Consider the following 20,426-nt stretch of genomic DNA (forward strand, 5'->3'; position numbering starts at 1 on the left):
AACGTGGATTGACTTGCACCGACCGTCAACTCTCTAAACCAGCTTCTATTACTACTACTCCTTCTCACTGTTATTACAAATATGAGTTAATGTGAACTACCCACCACTTCGTATCTCTAAAGAGCTTACTTAAAGCGAAGGCTTCTCGGTTAATCGTTACTGTTAATCACTAACGAATTCGTCTTAGGACAGCCGAGCTATCTCCCTTGTTCTAAAGGTTGTTTTATTTAAATATATTCTAAAACATGTTACATGTTCCGTCAAACTAAACTGCAATTTTTTCTTCAACTGTCTCTTCTACTTTTACTCGTTTATCATACATGCTCGTTGCTATAAGCGCTACTACAAGCATTACCATGATTGCTATAAACAATACTTCCATATTGTATAAATCAACAATCGCTCCGCCAACGACCGGTCCGAACATTTTCCCTACAGTCGCCGCGCTATTTACAACGCCCTGATAAAAACCAAGTTTATCTTTTGGCGCAAGTATATTTGCAATGGTCGGAACTGCTGGCCATACAAATAACTCACCAATTGTTAATGTTACCATCGCAACGAGAAACATCGTAAATTGCTGCGCCTGACTTAATACAATGAATGACGCCGCAAAAATGACGATCCCAATCATAATTTGTTGTTTTAAAGAACGCTTCATCCAGCGAATTAACATACTAACTAGCGGCTGCGCACAAACGATCATCGCTCCGTTTATCGTCCATAATAAACTATAATGACGAAGGCTAATATTTAATTCCCGCATATGAGTCGCAATCGCCCCTTGCCACTGTACATATGTAACCCAGCATAAAGCATATGCTACACATACGATAAGAAGTGCTTTGAATCCAGGTGTAAGCGACCAGCCTTTTTTCGTTTCGACTTCTTTTTGTACGCCCGGCTCTTTTTTGTCTTCCATACCACGGAAGCCGATAAAAGCAATTAAGAAGAAAACAAAGTATAAAATAAAATTAGCTAAGAAAATATAATCAAAACGGTAAGATGCAACTAAACCACCACACGCTGTTCCGATCGCAATACCAACGTTTTGTCCGACATACATCGCATTAAATGCTCGTCTTCCGCCCTCTGGCCAAACCGTACCAACCATCGCATACATCGATGGGAAGACCATTCCAGAACCAAAACCGATTAACGCTAGCCACACTACATATAACGGCCAACCGTGGAAGAACACAAGACCTAAAATCGATACGAGTGTAATAACAATCCCTACTAAAGTTGATTTATAACCGCCCCATTTATCAAATAAAACACCGCCGAGCAAGTTTCCGATTACACCAGTAAGCGAGTTGATCATTAATACCATTCCGGCCACAGATAAAGATTTCCCTAGGTGATCATGCAAATAAATTGTATTAAAAGGCCATAAAAAAGAAGCACCCGTGACATTAATAATCATCCCAGCTACTAATAGCCATACTTTCCTTGGCATAGTCTCTCCTCCTATTCTATTTTTTCGTTCATCTATAACAGTAAAATTGTAGTCGTTTTTAAATAGGAAGGCAACTGATTAATAGTTGATGAAATTCAGATAACGGTTTGTCGGTAAATGAAATTATATTGATGGCCACTTGAAAATATATCAGCGATTTTCGAAATATATCAACGATTATTAAAATATATCGACTTACCGACAAAAACGACATCAGTAACAATATATAAAAAAAGAGAGGCTACATGAAGTTCATGCAGTCTCCCCTTTTTATCACTATCCAACTTCTTTTTCTCGCTTCGCACGTTCCTTAGCGCTCCATTTAAATATTTTATCTAGTAGAGAGTATATTCTCCCAGACTCCTTCGTTAATAACGGACCTAACGATGCCAATATTAAAACGTACAGTGCAGAGAACGGTTTAATCGTTGCCATTAAACCACCCGCAATGCCGATATTAGCTACAATAATAGAGAATTCCCCGCGTGATACGAGTGTTAAACCGATATTCGTAGAAGCCTTATGCGATAACCCGGCTTTACGTCCTGCCATCATTCCCGCTGTAAAATTACCGATGAGTGTAATAAGAACTGCTCCTAACGCCAACCACACTGCCCCTCCAAGTGAAAACGGATCTATACTTAAACCGAAGCTGAAAAAGAATATAGCTCCAAAGAAATCACGAAACGGGACGACGAGATGCTCAATCCGATCGCTATGCTCTGTTTCAGAAAAAACGAGTCCTAACAATAATGCCCCAATCGCCTCAGCAACATGAATCGTTTCTGAAAATCCTGCTACAAAGAATAAAATAGCGAATATTACGATAATAAAAATTTCATTTGACGAAATATCTAATATTTTATTTAGAAACGGCGTAGCTTTTCTAGCAATTACAAAGAATAGTAGCATATACCCTACTGCAATTAATACGGATGTAAGAGCACCTACAAATGACGTTGCGCCCCCAAGTACTAACCCTGAAACGACTGATAAATATACAGCTAAAAAAATATCATCAAACATAATGATTCCTAATATTAATTCAGTTTCTTTATTACCGGATCTTCTTAAATCAACAATTACTTTTGCAACAATTGCACTCGATGAAATTGTAATGATTCCAGCAATAATTAATGTTTCTAATAAGGGGAAGCCCATCACATATCCATAAAGCAAACCTAATATGAAATTAAGCGATATGTGGACAGTCCCCCCGAATGCAATCGACTTTCCTGATTTAATTAATTTTTTTATTGAGAATTCTAGACCTAAATAGAATAGGAGGAATATGACGCCAACGCGGCCGAGGAAGGAAATAACTTCTCCGCTTTCAATAAACCTTAAATCGATAAGTCCTAAATCTGGGGCATGAGGCCCCACTAACATACCGAGTATAATAAGAAACGGAATAATCGAGAACTTTAACTTCGCAGCGAGGATAGCTGCAAAAGCTACTAATACTAACGCAGTTCCAACTTCAAAGATTAAAGTATCCATCGATTAGGAATCACCTCCTGCTGAAAGCAATTCATTAATAATTCTTTTCACTTCATGTCTCGCGCCTGACAACACGAGCATATCGCCAGCTTCAATAATAGAGTCTGGACCTGGATTAAAGAATTTCTTCATGTTCTTTTTCAAAATAGCAATAATCGTTACGTTATATGTTTTTCTGACATGTAAGCTACCAATTGTTTGCTGTACTACTGGCGCCTTATTCTCCACCTTAAACCATTCAATTGATAATCCTTCAAAAGCCATCTCAATTGTATCTAACGCTTGTGGTCTATATACCATTCCGCCTAATATAGCTGCAATTTGTCTCGCTTCAGAATCGCGAAGAGAAACGCTTGAAATACTCTCATCATGATCCGCATCAAAATGATACATTTCTCTTCTGCCATCATCATGAATCACGATAACCATTTTTTCATTACCTTTTGTAATTACTTCAAATTTACATCCAATACCCGGAAGTTCACTTTCTCTAATATTCATATTTTCCGCCTCCTAAAGTTTTAGTTACGGCTTTTACAAATCTACATCAATCTCTGTTTTAAACTTTTCATCTTTTGAGATTCCTAAATACTTGAGTGTTTCTGATGGAGTTGCGTGATGAAAATGCTTTTGCAATAGCGCAATCGCTATTCCTCTTTTGTACGCGTGAAATCCAAATGTTTTTCGCATTGAGTTCGTTCCAATCTTTCCAACAATTCCAACCGCTTCAGCTGCGCTATGGATCACACGATACGCTTGTTGGCGCGAGATTGAATTTGTCGTTTTATTAGATTGAAATACGTAGTTTTCTCTTTGAGCATCAATAGATTGTACATACTCTAAAAGCGCTTCTTTTACTTTTGTATTTAAATAAATATCTTGTTTAAATTTTTCATCTTTCACAGGAAGAGAGTAAAACTCTTTAACAGTTCTATCTTCATTTAATACCTCTTCAAATTTCATACTAAGTAGCTCAGTAATCTTTAATCCCGTGTTAATTCCAATAACAAATAAAAGATAATCTCGCTGTGAGTGCTCTTTTAAATACTTTTTCATAGCCTCAATTTGGCTTATATCTTTTAATGCCTCTACAACTTCCATACATGTATCTCCTCATCTTATGAACGGTAATTTTCTCATTATCCTGTTCATTTTACCTTATCACGCTATGAGATTTCCATGTATTATCCATTATTTTCACAATATACGACTTAGGTCTGACAATTTTTCATTCGGAAATTTATGATTGTACAAATACGGTGTGGGTAGAAAAATAGGGGATACAAGTTCAGCTTCTTTCTACAGATCGGATTCCTCCTTTCGTTTTTCGGTTGCTGATACTCACATATTATGTTACTTATCTATATTATATTATATATTTCAGTAACATTAAAGTATTTTTTCTGAAAATAATAAAAACCGAGCAGTTTCGCTCGGTTTTTTATCAATCTTCTTTAGGAAGAACAATTCCTTTATACAATTGAACTGTGATGAAGTAATAAATCGCATAAATAACTACGAAAATAACAATCGGTAACCAAATACGGAAGTACGGATCAACTAAAATAAATCCGAAAATATTCATACCAACTAATACGTGAGCGATACCCACAATTGCTGGGAATAAGAATACTAAGAATAACTCTTTATAAATCGATTTCGTTAATAACTCACGGCGCACACCGATTTTACGAAGCATTTGATAACGTGTAATATCTTTTGATGCACCAGAAAGAATTTTAAACATTAAACAACTTGCCATCATTGCTAAGAACGCAATTCCAAGGAAGAATCCCATAAACACTGTTCCGCTCGCAACGCCATAGAACATATCATACATTTGATATTTACTATTCATATCTTCAGCTTTTATATTTTTATATTTAACTAGCTGCAACTCGTCAAGTTTTTTCCATTCTTTTGTGTATGATACAAAGTCATCTGTCTTGCCAAGGAATGCCATACCTTCTTTACCATTTACACTATCGTACATTTTTTGATCTACAATTTTAATTGCGTGATCTTTATATACGTAATATGGCTGGATTACTCTGAAGGCATCGTCCCATTCTATCGGCATCTCTTTTACATCTTCACTTTTCTCTATGTTTGATCTAGAAACTACATTTACAGGAACTTCTCCTGAAATTTCTTTAACCTTACCGAAACTTTCTTTTCCTACTCCATCCGGAATAAGTGGGCGATTTTTCTCTAAATCCTCTTTCACATAATAAACGTACTTATCATCTACTTTATAACGGTATTCAGCTTTATTTTTAAAGGATATGCCGTCTAAAATTTTCTTTTCTTCAGCTGTTGGATTGTGAATAACTGAATCATATATTTCTACACCATCAACCGTTTTTATAACGTTATTTTTAAACGCCATACCACCTGAAATCGCACCAGCTCCAAGCGCTACTAACATCGCTACTGTCGCAAGTACTTTCGTTAAACTATTAATACGGAAGTTTAATTGTGCAAACGTAAAAGCATTAAGTCCTTTTTCACTACGTTTTTTATTACTCTTTAACTTTTTAATAATAACTGGAAGAAGTGAACCAAATAGCATATAAGTACCAGTTGTTGTTGTAACTAATGCAATAAGGATTCCCATCTCTTTTAGTTTTTCCATGTAGATCATTGACGCATAGCCAATTCCTAATAAGATAACGGCAAGGAATGCAACTAAACCTGTCATTTTTCCTTTTACCGCAACACGTTCTGTTTGCGCATCTGCATGTACGAGTTGCAATACAGAAATACGTGATAATTTAATACTGTTCATAATTGCTGATAATACAAATAGTGCAAAGAAGAAGATGCACGTAACAGTCATAGATGGTAGATAAAATGATTTATACCCTTCACCAGCAAATTCAAGCTGTTTCATTAATAACTGTCCAATACCTGCTGCAAGTCCTACACCAACTGCAATCCCGATCGCAAGAGACGCAGCACCTAATACGATTGTTTCAATAAACATAAGTAATGTAACTTTATGTTTTTTCGCACCTAACATCATATACATACCAAATTCTTTTTGACGAAGAGACAATAAGAACGAGTTCGCATATAAAATGTAGAAGAACGTTATAATTGCTAATAAAAATGATCCTGCTTGGAATACGAATCCAATAGATTTAATAACTGAATTGGATTCTAGAAACGCTTTATTTAGTGCTAACGTTTGGAACATGTAAAAAATTGAAATCGACATGACAAGACCGACAAGTAAGACGATATAATCTTTCAGCTTACTTTTCAGCCCCGACATGGAAAGTTTAAATAACATACTGGTCCCTCCTTTCTTACGCTTTTTGTGTACCTAAATCTGCAAGTACATCTAAAATTTCTTTGTAGAACTCTTCACGCGTACCACCGCGGTGAATTTCTTTATACAGTTCACCATCTTGAATGAATAAAATACGCTGACAGTAACTTGCACTGTACGGATCATGCGTAACCATCATAATTGATACGCCTTGATCTTTATTTAAGTTTGTCATCGCATCAAGTAAACTCGTTGCATTTTTAGAATCAAGAGCTCCTGTTGGTTCGTCCCCTAAAATAATTGCTGGCTCATGCACTAACGCACGCGCTGCTGCTGAACGTTGTTTCTGTCCACCAGATACTTCAGATGGATACTTTTGAAGAATTTCTGTAATCCCTAACATATCCGCTACTTTTTCTACTTTCGGTCCAATATTACGTGATGGAACACCTTGAAGAGAAAGGGGAAGTGCAATGTTTTCATAAACAGATAAGTTCTCTAATAAGTTAAAGTCTTGGAAAATGAATCCTAATTTTTGTGAGCGGAAATCAGAAAGCTCACCTTGTTTCATTTTCGTAATATCCGTGCCCGCAATTTCAACAACGCCGCCCGTTGCTTTATCAAGCGTTGAAATTACATTTAATAATGTCGTTTTACCAGAACCAGATGGTCCCATAATCCCAACAAACTCACCCTCTTGAATTGAGAATGACACACCTTTTAACGCGTGTGATTGGTTCTCACCTTTTTTACCGTACACTTTTTGAACATTTTTCACGTCTACAACTGGTTTCGTCATATATATCCTCCTACGCTTGTTTTTCCATTACCTATTTTGCGCTTTTTGGAAGGGAACTGCTATTTGTTAACATTACATTTACCTTACACTTTTGTAATATAAAAAATGGGCGCGTGTAAGGTTCATTCGCAAATGAACTTTTATCAGCGTTTTTCAAAATATATCGACTTATCGACATAAGATAACAATAAAAATAGGCTGTTCCACAAAAGGAACAGCCTACTTCTCTCTTTATCCCGCTTTAATGGGCAGTAAGACCCCCACCTCAAAATGCAGCGAAAGCAAAGAATTTAGGTGGGGGTCTTACTGCCCATTAAAGTCCGATTGGTGAGGGCTAATAATCAGTGGGGGATGAAGAAAACCCCCACTGATTAAAGTTTCACTTTATTTCTTTAAAGGTGTTACCGTCCAATACGTAATAACACGCCAAATCCATTCTAATGGACCCATTTTAAAGATTTTCATCCAAATTACACTAAACACAATTTGAATTGCATAAATTGCGATACATACATATAACGTCTGCATGTACGTTAAGTTACCTGCAAAATTAAACACACTACCTGCAATTAAGATCATTGCCGTTTGTCCGATATAATTTGTTAAAGCCATGCGACCGTAGTATTTCAGTGGTGCTAGCAATATTTGAACTGGTTTTAACTGAAGTAATAAAATTAATGCTCCGACATAGAAAGCTGAGATTACTGGTCCAACTGTCACACCAATTTTTAAGAATTGAGATGCAGCATCTATTGTTCCATCCTCATTCATAAGTATCATATTTATAAATGGTTCAGCAGGAACGTGCCCATATTGATACCATAAAGCCACCACACTTAAAACAAACATAACGCCTGTAAAAATAGCTACTTGTTTGATTTTCATTGAAAGATTTTCGAACACTTTGTACTGCCCTGCAGCAAGACCTAATAAAATTAAGCCGAATGGTAATAGTTCTTTAACACCCATCACACTAAAGGCGATCGTCAAAATAAGACCAATTATTAAGTTTATTTCTTTTTTCGCTTTATAAAACGGTAAAACGATTAATCCACAAATTGCGTATAACGTTAACGCCTCTCCAGGCTGAAACATTTGATGAATCAAACCAAAAATAAATAGCGCAACTACGCGGCGTAGAAATAGAATGTATCCATTCTTCCCTTTCGCAATCGCTCGTGTAATAAAGATATAGAATCCTACTCCAAATAAGAATGAGAAAATCGAGAAGAAACGACCTTCTACAAATAAGTATAGAAACCTTTGGTAGCTAGCATCCATCGTATTTGGTTCTGGGATTTTAATATGAAGTAGTGCAAGAATATTTACTAAAATAATCCCCAGTAATGCGAAGCCACGAATGTAATCTAACTCATCAATTCGTTTGTTTGTAATATTGTTCCCCATAAAGCAACTCCTTGTCTAAAATTTAATCCTTCCTTACTCTACTGGAAAAGTAAGCTTGTAACTATCGACAAACCTTACAGAAATCTTACATTATTGTCATATAGTAAAATGAAATTTTAATCGGACTTTTGCGATGCAAAATAAAACCAGGTCATATTGCGACCTGGTTTACTCTGATTGTTTTGATCTTTGCGGTTGTCCTTTTTTACTATTACGCTGTTTCACTTGTATAACCGGATCAAGCTCATTTGAAAACTCAGCGTTATGTCCATTTTGCGTTTTTTGCTCTGGATTATTTTGATCTGAACGTTTCGCCATTACATTCACTCCTTATTAGTGCGGTGTAATAATCATTTGATGTTGCAGTTGGCGAATTGCCATGCGCGCTCTATTTAATTGCTCACGTTGCTCATCATTCGCATGTTGTTGCATCGTTTGTAAATCGTTATATGCTTGTTCTAATTGTAACTGCGCATCTCCATACTCCAACGTATTGTAATGCTCTTGTCTCATACCAATATCTAATTGTTCTTTCGCATATTCCACAGCTTGCTCCGCTTGTGTAATATACGATTCAAGTGATTGACGCTCTGCCATAATTGTCCCTCCTTGCTTCAATTCCCCTTTAGTGTGTCCCTTCCATCTCTACCTTATGAGTATGTTATAATGGATTTTGTTTCATTTTGACTCGGCTTAGGAGGGAAAGTAATGAAGGTTCAAAACCCTTTTCCATATACAAACGACAATAAACGTTATCATACATGGAATTACCATTTACGCAATGAATTTGGTGAAAAAATCTTTAAAGTTTCATTAGATGCTGGCTTCGATTGTCCAAACCGTGACGGTACAGTTGCTTATGGCGGTTGTACATTTTGCAGTGCTGCCGGATCTGGTGACTTCGCTGGTGATCGCCGCGATGATGTTATAACGCAATATCATGAAATGAAAGAAAAAATGCGCTCGAAGTGGAAAGATGGCAAATGTATCGCTTATTTCCAAGCGTACACAAATACACATGCACCACTTGAAGTGTTAAAAGAAAAATTCGAACCACTTCTAGCAGAAAAAGATGTTGTCGGTCTTTCTATCGCAACTCGTCCAGATTGCCTACCAGACGATGTTGTTGAATATTTAGCGGACTTAAATAAACGTACGTATCTTTGGGTTGAACTTGGACTACAAACCGTTCATGAACGCACTGCAAACCTTATTAATCGCGCTCACGATTACCCCTCTTACGTGGAAGGTGTAAATAAATTACGTAAGCATGGCATTAGAGTTTGCTCTCATATTATTAACGGTCTTCCCCTTGAAGATTATGACATGATGATGGAAACAGCTCGTGAAGTAGCGAAGCTTGATGTGCAAGGAATTAAAATTCATTTACTTCATTTATTAAAAGGAACGCCAATGGTGAAGCAATATGAAAAAGGACAACTCGAGTTCCTTTCTCTTGAGGATTACGTAAGTCTCGTTGTTGACCAACTTGAAATAATTCCAGAAGACGTAATTGTGCACCGCATCACAGGTGACGGCCCACCTGATTTAATGATTGGCCCAATGTGGAGCTTAAATAAATGGGAAGTATTAAATTCCATCGATGCAGAATTTGTACGCCGCGGAAGCTGGCAAGGAAAATATGCAAATGAGGAGAAACAAAAATGAAGTTAGAACGTGTATTACCGTTTGCTCGCACACTGCTGCAAACGGCTGTTAAAGAAGGCGATTATGCTGTAGATGCAACTTTAGGAAATGGTCATGACACTTGCTTCCTAGCTGAAATCGTTGGAGATAACGGAAAAGTATTTGGATTTGATATTCAAAAAGAAGCAATTGAAAGCTCTACTATCCGTTTAAAAGAAAAAGAGCTTTTCAAACGTACTGTTTTAGTTCACGATAGTCACGATACGCTTTTATCCGTATTACCAGTAAATGCAAAAGGAAAAGTAACAGGCGCTATCTTCAACTTAGGTTACCTTCCTGGCGGTGACAAGCATATCGTTACAAAACCGAACTCAACAATTTCGGCTATCGAACAATTACTAGAAGTAATGGCACCTGAAGGAATCATCGTCCTTGTCATTTACCACGGACACCCAGAAGGACAAGTGGAACGCGACGCTGTTCTCAAATTTGCAGAAGAACTAGATCAAAAACAAGCTCACGTACTGCGATATGGCTTCATTAACCAGCAAAATAACCCGCCATTTATTGTAGCGATTGAGAAGCGATAATATATCGACGATTCGACAAAACATAACAAAAAAAGACGTGTACTCATTACACGTCTTTTTCTTATTCTCCTATATAATGGATGTATACAATATTTGAAGAAAGAAGGATAGAACTTTGCTAGTAAAACTAAGGGGCATTCAAAAGAAGTACGGCAAATCACTTATACTAGACAACATTGATTTATCCATTCCAGAAGGAGAGGCACTCGCTATTATTGGGGGGAACGGGACTGGAAAAAGTACTCTACTCAAAATAATTGCAGGATTTATTTCACCTACGGCAGGGACACTTCAAAAAAAAGAACATATACAAATTGGTTATGTACCTGAACATTTTCCTGAAGGGATTCGTTTTACATTAGAGGATTATTTATATCATCTCGGCCACATTCACGGTTTATCAACAAAATATTTAAAAGATAAAATTCCGATGCTTCTTGAATCTTTTCATTTACATCATGCAAGGCATTCCGTTGTACGAAACTTTTCAAAAGGCATGAAACAAAAAACAGGTATTATGCAAGCATTGCTTACAGACGTCCATTTATTAATTTTGGATGAACCTCTTTCTGGACTTGATCCTAACTCTCAGCAAGAATTAGAACATATTTTACTCTCATTAAAACAACAAGGTATATCCGTGCTCTTCACATGTCATGAAAAACAACTACTAGAAAACTTCGCCAATAGAATTGTGACATTAGCAAATCATACAATCACAGAAGATATCTCTGTGCAAAAGGCGGCAGAACAAGTCTATATTGAGGCAATCGTTCACGAAACATTTTCAGCGATAGAATTACGTAAACAATTAGGATTTATACACGTTGCACACAACTCAACTCAAAACCTTATTCAATTACAAATCGAAAAAGAATATACAAACGAAATGCTTCAGTTTTTATTGCATAAAAAAGCATCTATCACACTGCTACAACCTAACTTTTAAATCGAAAGAAGGTTCATTATGTTTGCTCTTATTCGTTATCACTTTCTCGACTATACAAAATCGTATAAGTACGTCCCTCCTATTGCGATGTACTTTGTGAGCTTACTTTTTGTATATGCATATAAACCGACTCCTATTGTGCCGACATACTTAGAAACGGCACTCGCACTTTATTTATTATCTGCCTGGATTACAGTCACAATTTTTCATACAGAAGACCCTGTACAAGAACAAATTACGATTTCTCACACAAATAATATTTCCGCACTATATGTTGGTAAATATATTACGGCTCTTCTCATTTGTACTGTGTTATCTTTTATATCTGTAATCTATCCAATTATTTTGCAAATGTTTAATGAAGAAATGACAGTTTCTTTATTTTTAGTCGGATTTCTCGCTCATATGTCTTTCTCTATACTTGGAATTTCAATCGCAACTTTATTTACTAGAAATATGATTCCAAAAGCAAGCACCGCTTGGCTTAGCCTTACATTCATATTACTTATAACGATCGCCTCCATCCGATTTAAAAAAGAGTTACTATGGTTTTTACCACCTGTCGAAAGCCTTCTAATGCTTGGTCAATACAAATATAATATACTAAATCACACGCTATGGCTCACAGCTTGGGCTATCGCATATTCATTTTTATTACTCACTTTATTTCTTTTTATCGTTCGCAAAAAACGTTTTTAATTACATATTAAAGGAGACGAAACAATGATCGGAATACTAGCAGGAATGGGACCAAAATCAACTGGGCCATTCGTTGATACAGTTATAGCAAAGTGCCAAACAATATACGGAGCAAAACATGATATGGACTTTCCTCATATGATGATTTACTCGTGCCCAACACCGTTTTACATGGATTGCCCTATTGATCACGAAGCGATGAAAAAAGCGATTATTGAAGGGGCACAAAAACTTAAAAGTACTGGCGTAGAATTTATCGCTATGCCGTGCAATACGGCGCATCTTTATTTCGAGGAATTACAGCACTCTCTGTCCATTCCGATTTTAAATATAGTCGATGAGACGTTACAAGCAATTCCCGAAAATATAAAAAGAGTCGCTCTTCTCGCAACAGAAGCGACAGTTCAAGCTGGTATTTATCAAGACGGGATTGCAAAACGGAATATAGAATACATTCATTATGAAAAATGGCAAACGATGATTAATCAAATTATTACGTATATTAAAAGCGGAGAAGTTGAAGAAGCTCGCAAATTATGGAGCGCGCTCGTTGTTCAGTTGAAAGATGAAGTAGATACCGCCATTATCGCATGCACTGATTTGAATGTTGTGGCGAGTGAAGATTTTGTTGATTCTGCTCAATGTCTTGCTGAGGCGGTTGTTAGGAAGTATCTATCAAATATAAAGAAATCTTCGTAAACATAGAAAACATCCTTTCTGAAATGTGTTTTATGTTTGATGAAAATCCCAAAAACTTTTAACATTTTTCACAATTACTTCAAAATATCCACACTTAATCTCGCTATATTAAAATGAGGAATTTATTCATATAGGGAAGGTTAGGGGAACTGAAAGTATGAAAGTAAATCGTTCGCTTCATTACATTTTTTGGCGTTGGCATTTTTATGCTGGGCTTTTTATTACGCCGCTTCTTATTACGTTGTCACTAAGCGGAATTGGGTATTTATTTCGGGAAGAGGTTGAAGATTTCATCTATAAAGATTTATATTTTGGGAAGAGCGCCCAAACAGAGTCTATTTCGATGTCTGATTCTATTTCCTTAACCGAGAAAAAATATCCACATTATAGTGTGGCGAAAATTAGTGAGTTTAATGGGGATTATAATACGAGGCTTACTATTGCAAATGAATATACTGGGCAACAAAAGTATGTATATTTAGATAGCAATAATCAAATTGTTGGGGATCAAAATGCAAGTGAAACGTTTGCCAATATAATGCGAGAATTACATAGCTCCCTTTTAGTTGGTGGCACTGTCGTCAACTATACTGTAGAGCTTGCGGCATGTTGGACAATCTTTTTAATTGTAACTGGGTTGTATATGAGTATACGCCAATTCAAAAACACACCAGCATCCAATAAGCGAGAAAAAGCAAAAAGACGTCACTCTATTATCGGTATTATATTTACAATTCCTCTCTTTCTGCTAGTCGCATCTGGATTGCCATGGTCAGGATTTATGGGGAACCAAATTTATAAAATTGCATCGTCGAATGAATCGATTGGATATCCAAAGTTGTATATGGCACCGCCTGAATCAAAGGTAAAAGAATTACCATGGGCAACAAGAAAAGAAGCTCCTCCTGAATCAAATTCAAATGAACCGAAATCTATTTCTGTCGATGAATTACAAAAAGGAATTGAAATAAAGAAGCCGTACGTTATCTCACTACCGACTGATCCGAAAGGTGTATTCACCGTTTCGAAATCAAGTGGTTCTGGCATTACTGGTATGCATGTCGCACCAAATGAAGAAATAACAGCTTACTTTGATCAATATAGCGGAAAACTCATTTCAAAAACAGACTATCGCGATTATGGCTTATTTGCACAATGGTTCACTTACGGTATCCCGCTTCACGAAGGACATTTATTCGGATGGCCAAATAAAATATTATGCTTACTAACGACGTTATCTTTATTACTTCTTATTTATTATGGAATAAAAATGTGGTTAGCCAGAAAGCCGAAAGGAAAATTAGCAGCACCGCCAAAGCAAAGAGATAAGAAAAGCATAATTGTTTTCTTTATCATGATGGTTATACTAGGCGCTGTCATGCCTTTGTTCGGACTATCTGTATTAGTAATTTTTGCGATTGAACTTCTTATATATGTATTTTCAAAAATACGATCATAACAAAAAACCACTCTACATGAGTGGTTTTCTTCGTCACTGCGCCGTTTTCTTTCGGTACATCTTCCCGTTCCAATAGAAGAATCGTGAAGTGAGGCCTCCGTACTTTACAATGCGCCGTGCCATTTTGTGCATATTCTTTTGCGCTGATACTTTTTGGTCTGATAAATAAATACCAAGTAACCCTCGGCTTATGAGACGATGAAACTTCGCATGAGGCAAATCACCAATACTCTTCTCTGCTTCTTCTACAAAGTGTTTCATACGATCTAATATAGCTTGCTCGTTTTCATAATAACTACAGAAATTCAAATCCCCGCCCATACGGTCTTCTTCTTGATCGATGAAATAATCAAGTAAAATATGAAGTCCTTGTACGTAAGGGAAATACCCTTGTCTAATTTTCGCAATATCTTCATCATGTAACTCATCATGAAATGCATATGCAACAAGACAGAAGATTCCAAGCGTAGAACCGGCACATGCTGAAAATTCAAACCAACTCATCTCTGGTAAGTTTTCTTTATGTGCTTCAAACCATTTTTGTAAGCGTGGTTCTCTTTCTTCTAACTTCACGTGTTTATGAATTTGCAAATCACAATAATAACAAGCAAGTTCATGAAGAACAGGAGCAATTTTGTCATAGTGCTTCGTTTTCTTTAAAACATCTTGGCATGTTTCAACAAGTTCATCTAAATAACCACCATCATCTTGATCATCACGATAGCGATAATAATTACCCCCACCTTCTACTTCAGGTGATAATGCCATTAACATCGATTCATGCAGTGCGGCAAAATCATTTGGATCAAGTGATGTACTGCGATCACACAAATTATCTAAATAGTCGCTGATCGTTTGATACGCTACGATAAAACGAATACATTCCTCTCGGTGTTCATCTGCTAATAGCGCTAAAATACCTCCGCCTTCGCAATGAAACGTTTTATGCTCAATACTTGCGATTGCCTGACTATGAAGCTCATCATTCGGAATATGGTAGGCACGCTCTTTCCACATCGCTAGCTCATGGTGTACAACCGGAAACACATCACGGTATACTTTCGCCATGAGCGTTATGGGATTACTCGGTACGTTCACTTCTTCCTTCATCTCCTCTATTCAATGTACAAATAATTTACTTATTTGTTTCTATTATGTTATTGATGCGTATTTCAGTAAATGACTGAATATAATTCAAAATTTCATCACGCTCATACTCGTTTAATAACTCGTGATAACAATTCGGCCATTCTTTAAAAGCCTTATCACTTATTTTAACATTATCAAACCAAGTGCGGACACGTATTTTATCTACAAGTTTATCCTCACACGCCTGCATTAGCAAGAGCGGAACATCTGGAAAATCATCTATTTTCTTATGAGCAATTTCGATAGACTTAATCAATTCACTATACCAACGTACTGATACTTTGCGCAAGAACAATGAATCATTCTCCATCGCGTCTCTAACTTCATGATTACGAGTTGACATTTCCACTGTAAGATTCGTTGCAAATTGCAGTTTTGGAGCGATAATATTTAATATTTTTGAAGCAACTTGAAGCGGTGCAGAAGGTCCAGCTACTACGCCTAAACATGGCGAACTTAAAATAATGCCTTCTACATCTTCTCTCTTCGTTTCTTGCATCATACGAATAATAATAAGACCGCCCATACTATGACCGAATATAAAAATAGGTAACCGATACTTTCTTGCCTCTTTCACCCATAATTTAACTTCCTCTATGTATTCATCAAACGAATCAATATGTCCTCTATTTCTTGAAGTCGTTCCATGTGACGGAAGGTCCCCCATCACGACGTGGTAGCCGATATGATTCCACATTTCTGCAACTGCTTCGTAACGTCCGTGATATTCCATTGCACCGTGCACGATAACAACGACAGCTTTCGCTTCCTCTGCTTCATAACTCCACATACGGCTCTCCTCCATTTCACTCTTTCTTATAATTTGATACACTGAAACTAGTCTCTAGGAAAGGAAGGCTTTACATGATATACCCTTATAAAGAAAAAAATCCGAAAATTGCGAGTAGTGCTTTTATCGCTGATTATGTTACCATTACAGGCGACGTTTCCATTGGCGAAGAATCAAGTATTTGGTTTAATACAGTCATACGTGGTGATGTTTCACCAACAATCATTGGAGACCGAGTAAATGTACAAGACCAATGTACACTTCACCAAAGCCCACAGTATCCTCTTATTTTAGAAGATGACGTAACCATTGGGCATCAAGTTATTTTACATAGCTGTCATATTAAAAAAGATGCTTTAATTGGAATGGGATCTATTATATTAGATGGTGCTGAAATTGGCGAAGGAGCCTTTATCGGTGCTGGAAGCCTTGTTTCACAAGGAAAGAAAATTCCACCAAACACGTTAGCTTTCGGTCGCCCAGCTAAAGTCGTTCGTGAGTTAACAGAGGAAGACCGTAAAGACATGGAGCGCATTCGCACACAATATGTTGAAAAAGGCCAGTATTATAAATCATTACAGAAGTAACGTTTCCAGCTGCCATTAAAGTGGCAGCTTTTTATATAAAGTGAAACTTTAATCAGTGGGGGTTTTCTTCATCCTCCACTGATTATTAGCCCTCACCAATCGGACTTTTATGGGCAGCCCGACCCCCGCCTAACTTCTTTGCTTTCGCTGAATTTTGAGGTGGGGGGCTTACTGCCCATTAAAGCGGAATAAAAACTAACTTTTTCTTTACAAAACATTATTACTCCCTCAATAAAATCTTATTAAAATAAAAGCTAATATCTCCATATATATGTAAACGAGGGAGGAGAATTTTCATGAAGGTCAGTGGACTGTATAAAATAGAATGTTACATTTTCAAAGGAATTAACCGATACTTTGATCAAAAAACATTAAATATTTTTTTCAGCAATATTACTCATATCGGTGGTGCTACTTTCTCAATCGCACTCACACTTTTCTTTTTAATTTTTGCAAAAGGGACTTTGCATCAAGCTGCAATCGCAACTGCTATTTCTTTAGTAATTAGCCATATTCCTGTACAAATATTAAAAAGATGGTATCCGCGAAAACGTCCTTATTTAACAATTCAGGATGCGAAATATCCAGTCCATCCATTAAAAGACCACTCTTTCCCGTCTGGTCATACAACAGCCGTTTTCTCTGTCTTCATTCCATTTATTTGCTATAATCCAAACTTACTTGTTTTTCTATTACCTTTAGCATTATGCGTCGGTATTTCTCGTATTTATTTAGGGCTTCACTATCCGTCTGATGTATTTGTCGGTATGTGCCTCGGCACTTGCTCTGGCATCATCTCTTTTTATCAATTCATCCCACTTTTCACATAAAGGAGTGATATGATGAGAGTCGCCATTTTTACCGATACTTTTACACCACAAGTCAACGGGGTTGCGAAAACATTAGAACGATTAACACGTTATTTTCAGAAAGAAAAGATCGCCTATTCTGTTTTCGCCCCTCAGCATACAGCTGAAGATGATTTCGTAGCTAATGTAAACAAGATGAGAAGTATCCCGTTAACAATATTATATCCAGAATGCCGCTTTTCTTTTCCTACTCCGCGTATTAAACGAGAACTTCTTTCCTTTAAACCTGACATTATTCACATTGCTACACCTTTCAACATGGGACTTTGTGGATTGTATTATGCAAAAAAATTAAACATCCCAGTTGTCGGTTCTTATCATACTGATTTCGATGCTTATTTACGCTATTACAAAATCGAATTTCTCTCTAATATGCTTTGGAACTATTTAAAATGGTTTCATAGTCATATGCAAAAAAATTTCGTTCCTTCCTTTGAAACGTTACACCAACTAAAAAACAAAGGTTTTCAGGCCCTCTCCATATGGGGACGTGGTGTAGATTGCACACTCTTTCATCCATCTTACAATACAGACCTATTCCGAAAAAAATATAATATTACAGCGAAGTATGTCCTTTCCTATGTTGGACGGATTGCTCCTGAAAAAGATATTGATACGTTGCAACACCTTATCGTGACAACGACGCATACTCGAAACGACATTCATTGGCTTATCGCAGGAGACGGTCCGCTAGCAACAAATTTGCGTGAAGCTGTTCCGAGTGCAAATATCACTTTTACTGGATATTTACAAGGGAAGGATTTAGCCGAAGCATATGCTTGTTCTAACATCATGGTATTTCCATCCGCTACTGAAACGTTCGGAAATGTCGTACTCGAATCACTTGCATGCGGTACACCTGTCATTGGTGCAAATAGTGGCGGAGTTAAAAATATTATTACGGATGGAAAAACGGGAGTTCTTTGTCCGCCCAAAAATGAGGACGCATTTCTATCATCCATTTACTCTTTATTGCAAAATGAAACGCAACTTATGCAAATGGGCATAGCGGCTTCGTCTTATGCCCAATCAAAAAGCTGGGATGAGATCTTTCGTGGCTTACTTGACCAATATGAAGAAGTTCTTCAGCACACCGCATCAGAATTACTCGCTTAAACAGAAAAACTCCCTTCAAAAAACGAAGGGAGTTTATTACACAGTTATAAATTTTAGTTTACTAAATGATACACAAGGTGAAATATCTATTTATTTTCATATTCATCATAACAAAAAGACACATAAATAAACAGACTTGTAATAAAAACCCATAAAAATTAATATATGGTTATACAGTATTTTTACTGTATGATGATTTTAAGAGATTCCCCTTAAAATCAACTTGCTCACATACCTTTATACAGTAATTGTTCCCCAATTTCTGTATATCAAAAAAACCTTTCATTCATTTGAAAGGTCTTTTTGAGCCTGCACATACTCTTCTTTCGTATTCACATTTATAAACCAATCTGCATTCGCTTGTACATCTTCACCAGCAATATATTTCACATTACATTGTGATAAAAGCTGACCCATACTTCTTTTTTCTTCCTGAAACAAAGCATAAATCTTTTCTTTCACACGGTTATGATACGATGCAAGTAACGGTTGTTTCCTTCCATTAATAATAGGGACAACTGCATCATATTCATTACTCGTTTGCTCTAGTAAAATGGTAAACCATTCCTGCGAAACATTTGGCGCATCGCAAGGCATAATAGCATACCAATCTGCTTCTATATATTCCATTCCTGATACAATTCCAGCAAGTGGTCCATTTCCTTTATAATGCGGAATATCTTCTATAACTGGAACTTGTACAAGTTGCTCTACTCGCTCTTTTATATCGGAGTGACTAATGACTACAACTTCTTGCAAAGTACTTGTCATCACTTTCAAAATATGCTCAACGAAAGGAGTCCCCTTCCAAATCGCTAATGCTTTCGGCTCACCGAATCTACTCGACATACCTCCTGCCAATACAATTCCAGCATACTTACTCATTGGCGATGCAGCTCAAATGTAATATGACCTAATTCCGGTAAAATTAATTTATTCATCGCAAGACGAACTGCTCCGCTAGACCCTGGCATGGAAAAGACAACTTTGCGCCCAATTGTACCGCCAATCGCTCTACTTAACATTGCGCTGCTTCCGATATCTTCTAAATAACTAATCATGCGGAACAACTCACCGAATCCAACAATTTCTTTATCTAATAACGCTGATACTGCTTCAATCGTCACATCACGTTTCGTAATGCCCGTACCGCCATTTGTTAACACGACATCAACATCTTTCCTATGATAACCAGCTAGCACCGCTTGCTGAATACTTTCTTTATCATCTTTTACAATGTCATAAGAGATTACTGTATGCCCTGCTTCTTTTAATAATTCATGTAATAGTTGTCCGCTCTTGTCCGTCTCTTCTGTACGTGTATCAGAAATCGTCACGATCTTGCAGCGCACTTCTTTTGGCGCTTGTTTTTTATGTTCATTAACACTCATTTTTCATCTTTCCTTTCATTTAACTTTGTAAAATTATGTATA

At 36.8% G+C, this 20,426-nt stretch carries 22 protein-coding genes and 1 other annotated feature (1 of these 23 cut by a window edge); of the genes, 9 read left to right on the top strand and 13 right to left on the bottom strand.

Going from position 1 to position 20,426, the window contains the following annotated elements:
* Positions 1-77, bottom strand: a binding site (T-box leader) (it extends 143 nt beyond the left edge of the window).
* A gap of 188 nt (positions 78-265) precedes the next feature.
* From MR115_RS10195 to MR115_RS10235, 9 genes are all read right to left on the bottom strand, one after another.
* Complete coding sequence (locus MR115_RS10195; RefSeq protein WP_063262131.1) at positions 266-1,459, bottom strand: MDR family MFS transporter; 1,194 nt, start codon at positions 1,457-1,459, stop codon at positions 266-268.
* 276 nt (positions 1,460-1,735) lie between these two features.
* A complete protein-coding gene (locus tag MR115_RS10200) occupies positions 1,736-2,959 on the bottom strand; it encodes a cation:proton antiporter (RefSeq protein WP_098597465.1) in 1,224 nt (407 codons plus the stop codon).
* 3 nt (positions 2,960-2,962) lie between these two features.
* Positions 2,963-3,460, bottom strand: coding sequence for a cation:proton antiporter regulatory subunit (locus tag MR115_RS10205; protein WP_001026050.1), 498 nt, complete (start codon positions 3,458-3,460; stop codon positions 2,963-2,965).
* A 33-nt stretch (positions 3,461-3,493) separates the two neighbouring features.
* Positions 3,494-4,060, bottom strand: a complete 567-nt coding sequence (locus MR115_RS10210) for a tyrosine-type recombinase/integrase (RefSeq protein WP_242241067.1) — start codon at positions 4,058-4,060, stop codon at positions 3,494-3,496.
* Between the two features lie 343 nt (positions 4,061-4,403).
* A complete protein-coding gene (locus MR115_RS10215; protein WP_242241069.1) occupies positions 4,404-6,254 on the bottom strand; it encodes an FtsX-like permease family protein in 1,851 nt (616 codons plus the stop codon).
* Positions 6,255-6,270: 16 nt separating this feature from the next.
* Positions 6,271-7,032, bottom strand: coding sequence for an ABC transporter ATP-binding protein (locus tag MR115_RS10220; RefSeq protein ID WP_069605241.1), 762 nt, complete (start codon positions 7,030-7,032; stop codon positions 6,271-6,273).
* A gap of 384 nt (positions 7,033-7,416) precedes the next feature.
* On the bottom strand, positions 7,417-8,439 hold the full coding sequence (locus MR115_RS10225; protein WP_242241071.1) for a DUF418 domain-containing protein: 1,023 nt from the start codon (positions 8,437-8,439) through the stop codon (positions 7,417-7,419).
* Between the two features lie 168 nt (positions 8,440-8,607).
* The gene (locus MR115_RS10230) at positions 8,608-8,757 is read right to left on the bottom strand and encodes a glycogen biosynthesis protein GlgD (protein ID WP_144656018.1); all 150 of its coding nucleotides are present in this window, start codon (positions 8,755-8,757) and stop codon (positions 8,608-8,610) included.
* A gap of 15 nt (positions 8,758-8,772) precedes the next feature.
* Positions 8,773-9,036, bottom strand: a complete 264-nt coding sequence (locus MR115_RS10235; RefSeq protein ID WP_242241073.1) for a YtzC family protein — start codon at positions 9,034-9,036, stop codon at positions 8,773-8,775.
* Between the two features lie 111 nt (positions 9,037-9,147).
* Between MR115_RS10235 and mnmL the strand changes: the two genes are divergently transcribed.
* From mnmL to MR115_RS10265, 6 genes are all read left to right on the top strand, one after another.
* The gene (gene mnmL / locus MR115_RS10240) at positions 9,148-10,107 is read left to right on the top strand and encodes a tRNA modification radical SAM protein MnmL/YtqA (protein WP_000868033.1); all 960 of its coding nucleotides are present in this window, start codon (positions 9,148-9,150) and stop codon (positions 10,105-10,107) included.
* The gene (gene mnmM, locus MR115_RS10245; RefSeq protein ID WP_242241075.1) at positions 10,104-10,676 is read left to right on the top strand and encodes a tRNA 5-(aminomethyl)-2-thiouridylate-methyltransferase MnmM; all 573 of its coding nucleotides are present in this window, start codon (positions 10,104-10,106) and stop codon (positions 10,674-10,676) included. Before mnmL ends, mnmM begins: the two co-directional genes overlap by 4 nt.
* Positions 10,677-10,791: 115 nt before the next feature.
* Entirely contained in the window at positions 10,792-11,625 is an 834-nt protein-coding gene (locus tag MR115_RS10250) for an ABC transporter ATP-binding protein (protein ID WP_242241077.1), read from the top strand.
* A gap of 18 nt (positions 11,626-11,643) precedes the next feature.
* Positions 11,644-12,324, top strand: a complete 681-nt coding sequence (locus MR115_RS10255; RefSeq protein WP_242241079.1) for an ABC transporter permease — start codon at positions 11,644-11,646, stop codon at positions 12,322-12,324.
* 24 nt (positions 12,325-12,348) lie between these two features.
* A complete protein-coding gene (locus MR115_RS10260) occupies positions 12,349-13,023 on the top strand; it encodes an aspartate/glutamate racemase family protein (RefSeq protein WP_242241081.1) in 675 nt (224 codons plus the stop codon).
* A gap of 157 nt (positions 13,024-13,180) precedes the next feature.
* Complete coding sequence (locus MR115_RS10265) at positions 13,181-14,482, top strand: PepSY-associated TM helix domain-containing protein (RefSeq protein WP_242241083.1); 1,302 nt, start codon at positions 13,181-13,183, stop codon at positions 14,480-14,482.
* Positions 14,483-14,515: 33 nt separating this feature from the next.
* Here MR115_RS10265 and MR115_RS10270 read toward each other — a convergent pair whose 3' ends face one another.
* Both MR115_RS10270 and MR115_RS10275 read right to left on the bottom strand, forming a co-directional pair.
* The gene (locus MR115_RS10270) at positions 14,516-15,580 is read right to left on the bottom strand and encodes a tetraprenyl-beta-curcumene synthase family protein (protein WP_242241084.1); all 1,065 of its coding nucleotides are present in this window, start codon (positions 15,578-15,580) and stop codon (positions 14,516-14,518) included.
* 37 nt (positions 15,581-15,617) lie between these two features.
* A complete protein-coding gene (locus MR115_RS10275) occupies positions 15,618-16,421 on the bottom strand; it encodes an alpha/beta hydrolase (RefSeq protein ID WP_242241086.1) in 804 nt (267 codons plus the stop codon).
* A 74-nt stretch (positions 16,422-16,495) separates the two neighbouring features.
* Between MR115_RS10275 and MR115_RS10280 the strand changes: the two genes are divergently transcribed.
* The 3 genes from MR115_RS10280 to MR115_RS10290 all read left to right on the top strand — a co-directional run bounded on the left by MR115_RS10280 (position 16,496) and on the right by MR115_RS10290 (position 18,993).
* Complete coding sequence (locus MR115_RS10280; protein ID WP_000640195.1) at positions 16,496-17,008, top strand: gamma carbonic anhydrase; 513 nt, start codon at positions 16,496-16,498, stop codon at positions 17,006-17,008.
* A gap of 296 nt (positions 17,009-17,304) precedes the next feature.
* Positions 17,305-17,838, top strand: a complete 534-nt coding sequence (locus tag MR115_RS10285) for a phosphatase PAP2 family protein (protein ID WP_242241088.1) — start codon at positions 17,305-17,307, stop codon at positions 17,836-17,838.
* A gap of 12 nt (positions 17,839-17,850) precedes the next feature.
* Positions 17,851-18,993, top strand: coding sequence for a glycosyltransferase family 4 protein (locus tag MR115_RS10290; protein WP_242241090.1), 1,143 nt, complete (start codon positions 17,851-17,853; stop codon positions 18,991-18,993).
* 282 nt (positions 18,994-19,275) lie between these two features.
* Here MR115_RS10290 and MR115_RS10295 read toward each other — a convergent pair whose 3' ends face one another.
* Positions 19,276-19,878: a molybdenum cofactor guanylyltransferase gene (locus MR115_RS10295; RefSeq protein WP_242241092.1), complete on the bottom strand. Its 603-nt coding sequence runs from the start codon at positions 19,876-19,878 to the stop codon at positions 19,276-19,278.
* On the bottom strand, positions 19,875-20,384 hold the full coding sequence (locus tag MR115_RS10300; RefSeq protein ID WP_242241094.1) for a MogA/MoaB family molybdenum cofactor biosynthesis protein: 510 nt from the start codon (positions 20,382-20,384) through the stop codon (positions 19,875-19,877). The genes MR115_RS10295 and MR115_RS10300 overlap by 4 nt, the downstream gene beginning before the upstream one ends.
* Between the last annotated feature and the right edge of the window lie 42 nt (positions 20,385-20,426).

This window comes from Bacillus cereus group sp. BfR-BA-01309, assembly GCF_022664315.1.
Lineage (GTDB): Bacteria > Bacillota > Bacilli > Bacillales > Bacillaceae_G > Bacillus_A > Bacillus_A mobilis.

Coding starts and splice junctions, on each gene's coding strand:
- MR115_RS10220 (WP_069605241.1), bottom strand. CDS start 7,032: ATGACGAAACCAGTTGTAGACGTGAAAAATGTTCAAAAAGTGTACGGT.
- MR115_RS10275 (WP_242241086.1), bottom strand. CDS start 16,421: ATGTGGAGTTATGAAGCAGAGGAAGCGAAAGCTGTCGTTGTTATCGTG.
- MR115_RS10210 (WP_242241067.1), bottom strand. CDS start 4,060: ATGGAAGTTGTAGAGGCATTAAAAGATATAAGCCAAATTGAGGCTATG.
- MR115_RS10300 (WP_242241094.1), bottom strand. CDS start 20,384: ATGAGTGTTAATGAACATAAAAAACAAGCGCCAAAAGAAGTGCGCTGC.
- MR115_RS10260 (WP_242241081.1), top strand. CDS start 12,349: ATGATCGGAATACTAGCAGGAATGGGACCAAAATCAACTGGGCCATTC.
- MR115_RS10295 (WP_242241092.1), bottom strand. CDS start 19,878: ATGAGTAAGTATGCTGGAATTGTATTGGCAGGAGGTATGTCGAGTAGA.
- MR115_RS10285 (WP_242241088.1), top strand. CDS start 17,305: ATGAAGGTCAGTGGACTGTATAAAATAGAATGTTACATTTTCAAAGGA.
- MR115_RS10255 (WP_242241079.1), top strand. CDS start 11,644: ATGTTTGCTCTTATTCGTTATCACTTTCTCGACTATACAAAATCGTAT.
- MR115_RS10225 (WP_242241071.1), bottom strand. CDS start 8,439: ATGGGGAACAATATTACAAACAAACGAATTGATGAGTTAGATTACATT.
- MR115_RS10215 (WP_242241069.1), bottom strand. CDS start 6,254: ATGTTATTTAAACTTTCCATGTCGGGGCTGAAAAGTAAGCTGAAAGAT.
- MR115_RS10205 (WP_001026050.1), bottom strand. CDS start 3,460: ATGAATATTAGAGAAAGTGAACTTCCGGGTATTGGATGTAAATTTGAA.
- MR115_RS10265 (WP_242241083.1), top strand. CDS start 13,181: ATGAAAGTAAATCGTTCGCTTCATTACATTTTTTGGCGTTGGCATTTT.
- MR115_RS10280 (WP_000640195.1), top strand. CDS start 16,496: ATGATATACCCTTATAAAGAAAAAAATCCGAAAATTGCGAGTAGTGCT.
- MR115_RS10230 (WP_144656018.1), bottom strand. CDS start 8,757: ATGGCGAAACGTTCAGATCAAAATAATCCAGAGCAAAAAACGCAAAAT.
- MR115_RS10235 (WP_242241073.1), bottom strand. CDS start 9,036: ATGGCAGAGCGTCAATCACTTGAATCGTATATTACACAAGCGGAGCAA.
- mnmM (WP_242241075.1), top strand. CDS start 10,104: ATGAAGTTAGAACGTGTATTACCGTTTGCTCGCACACTGCTGCAAACG.
- MR115_RS10290 (WP_242241090.1), top strand. CDS start 17,851: ATGAGAGTCGCCATTTTTACCGATACTTTTACACCACAAGTCAACGGG.
- MR115_RS10195 (WP_063262131.1), bottom strand. CDS start 1,459: ATGCCAAGGAAAGTATGGCTATTAGTAGCTGGGATGATTATTAATGTC.
- mnmL (WP_000868033.1), top strand. CDS start 9,148: ATGAAGGTTCAAAACCCTTTTCCATATACAAACGACAATAAACGTTAT.
- MR115_RS10200 (WP_098597465.1), bottom strand. CDS start 2,959: ATGGATACTTTAATCTTTGAAGTTGGAACTGCGTTAGTATTAGTAGCT.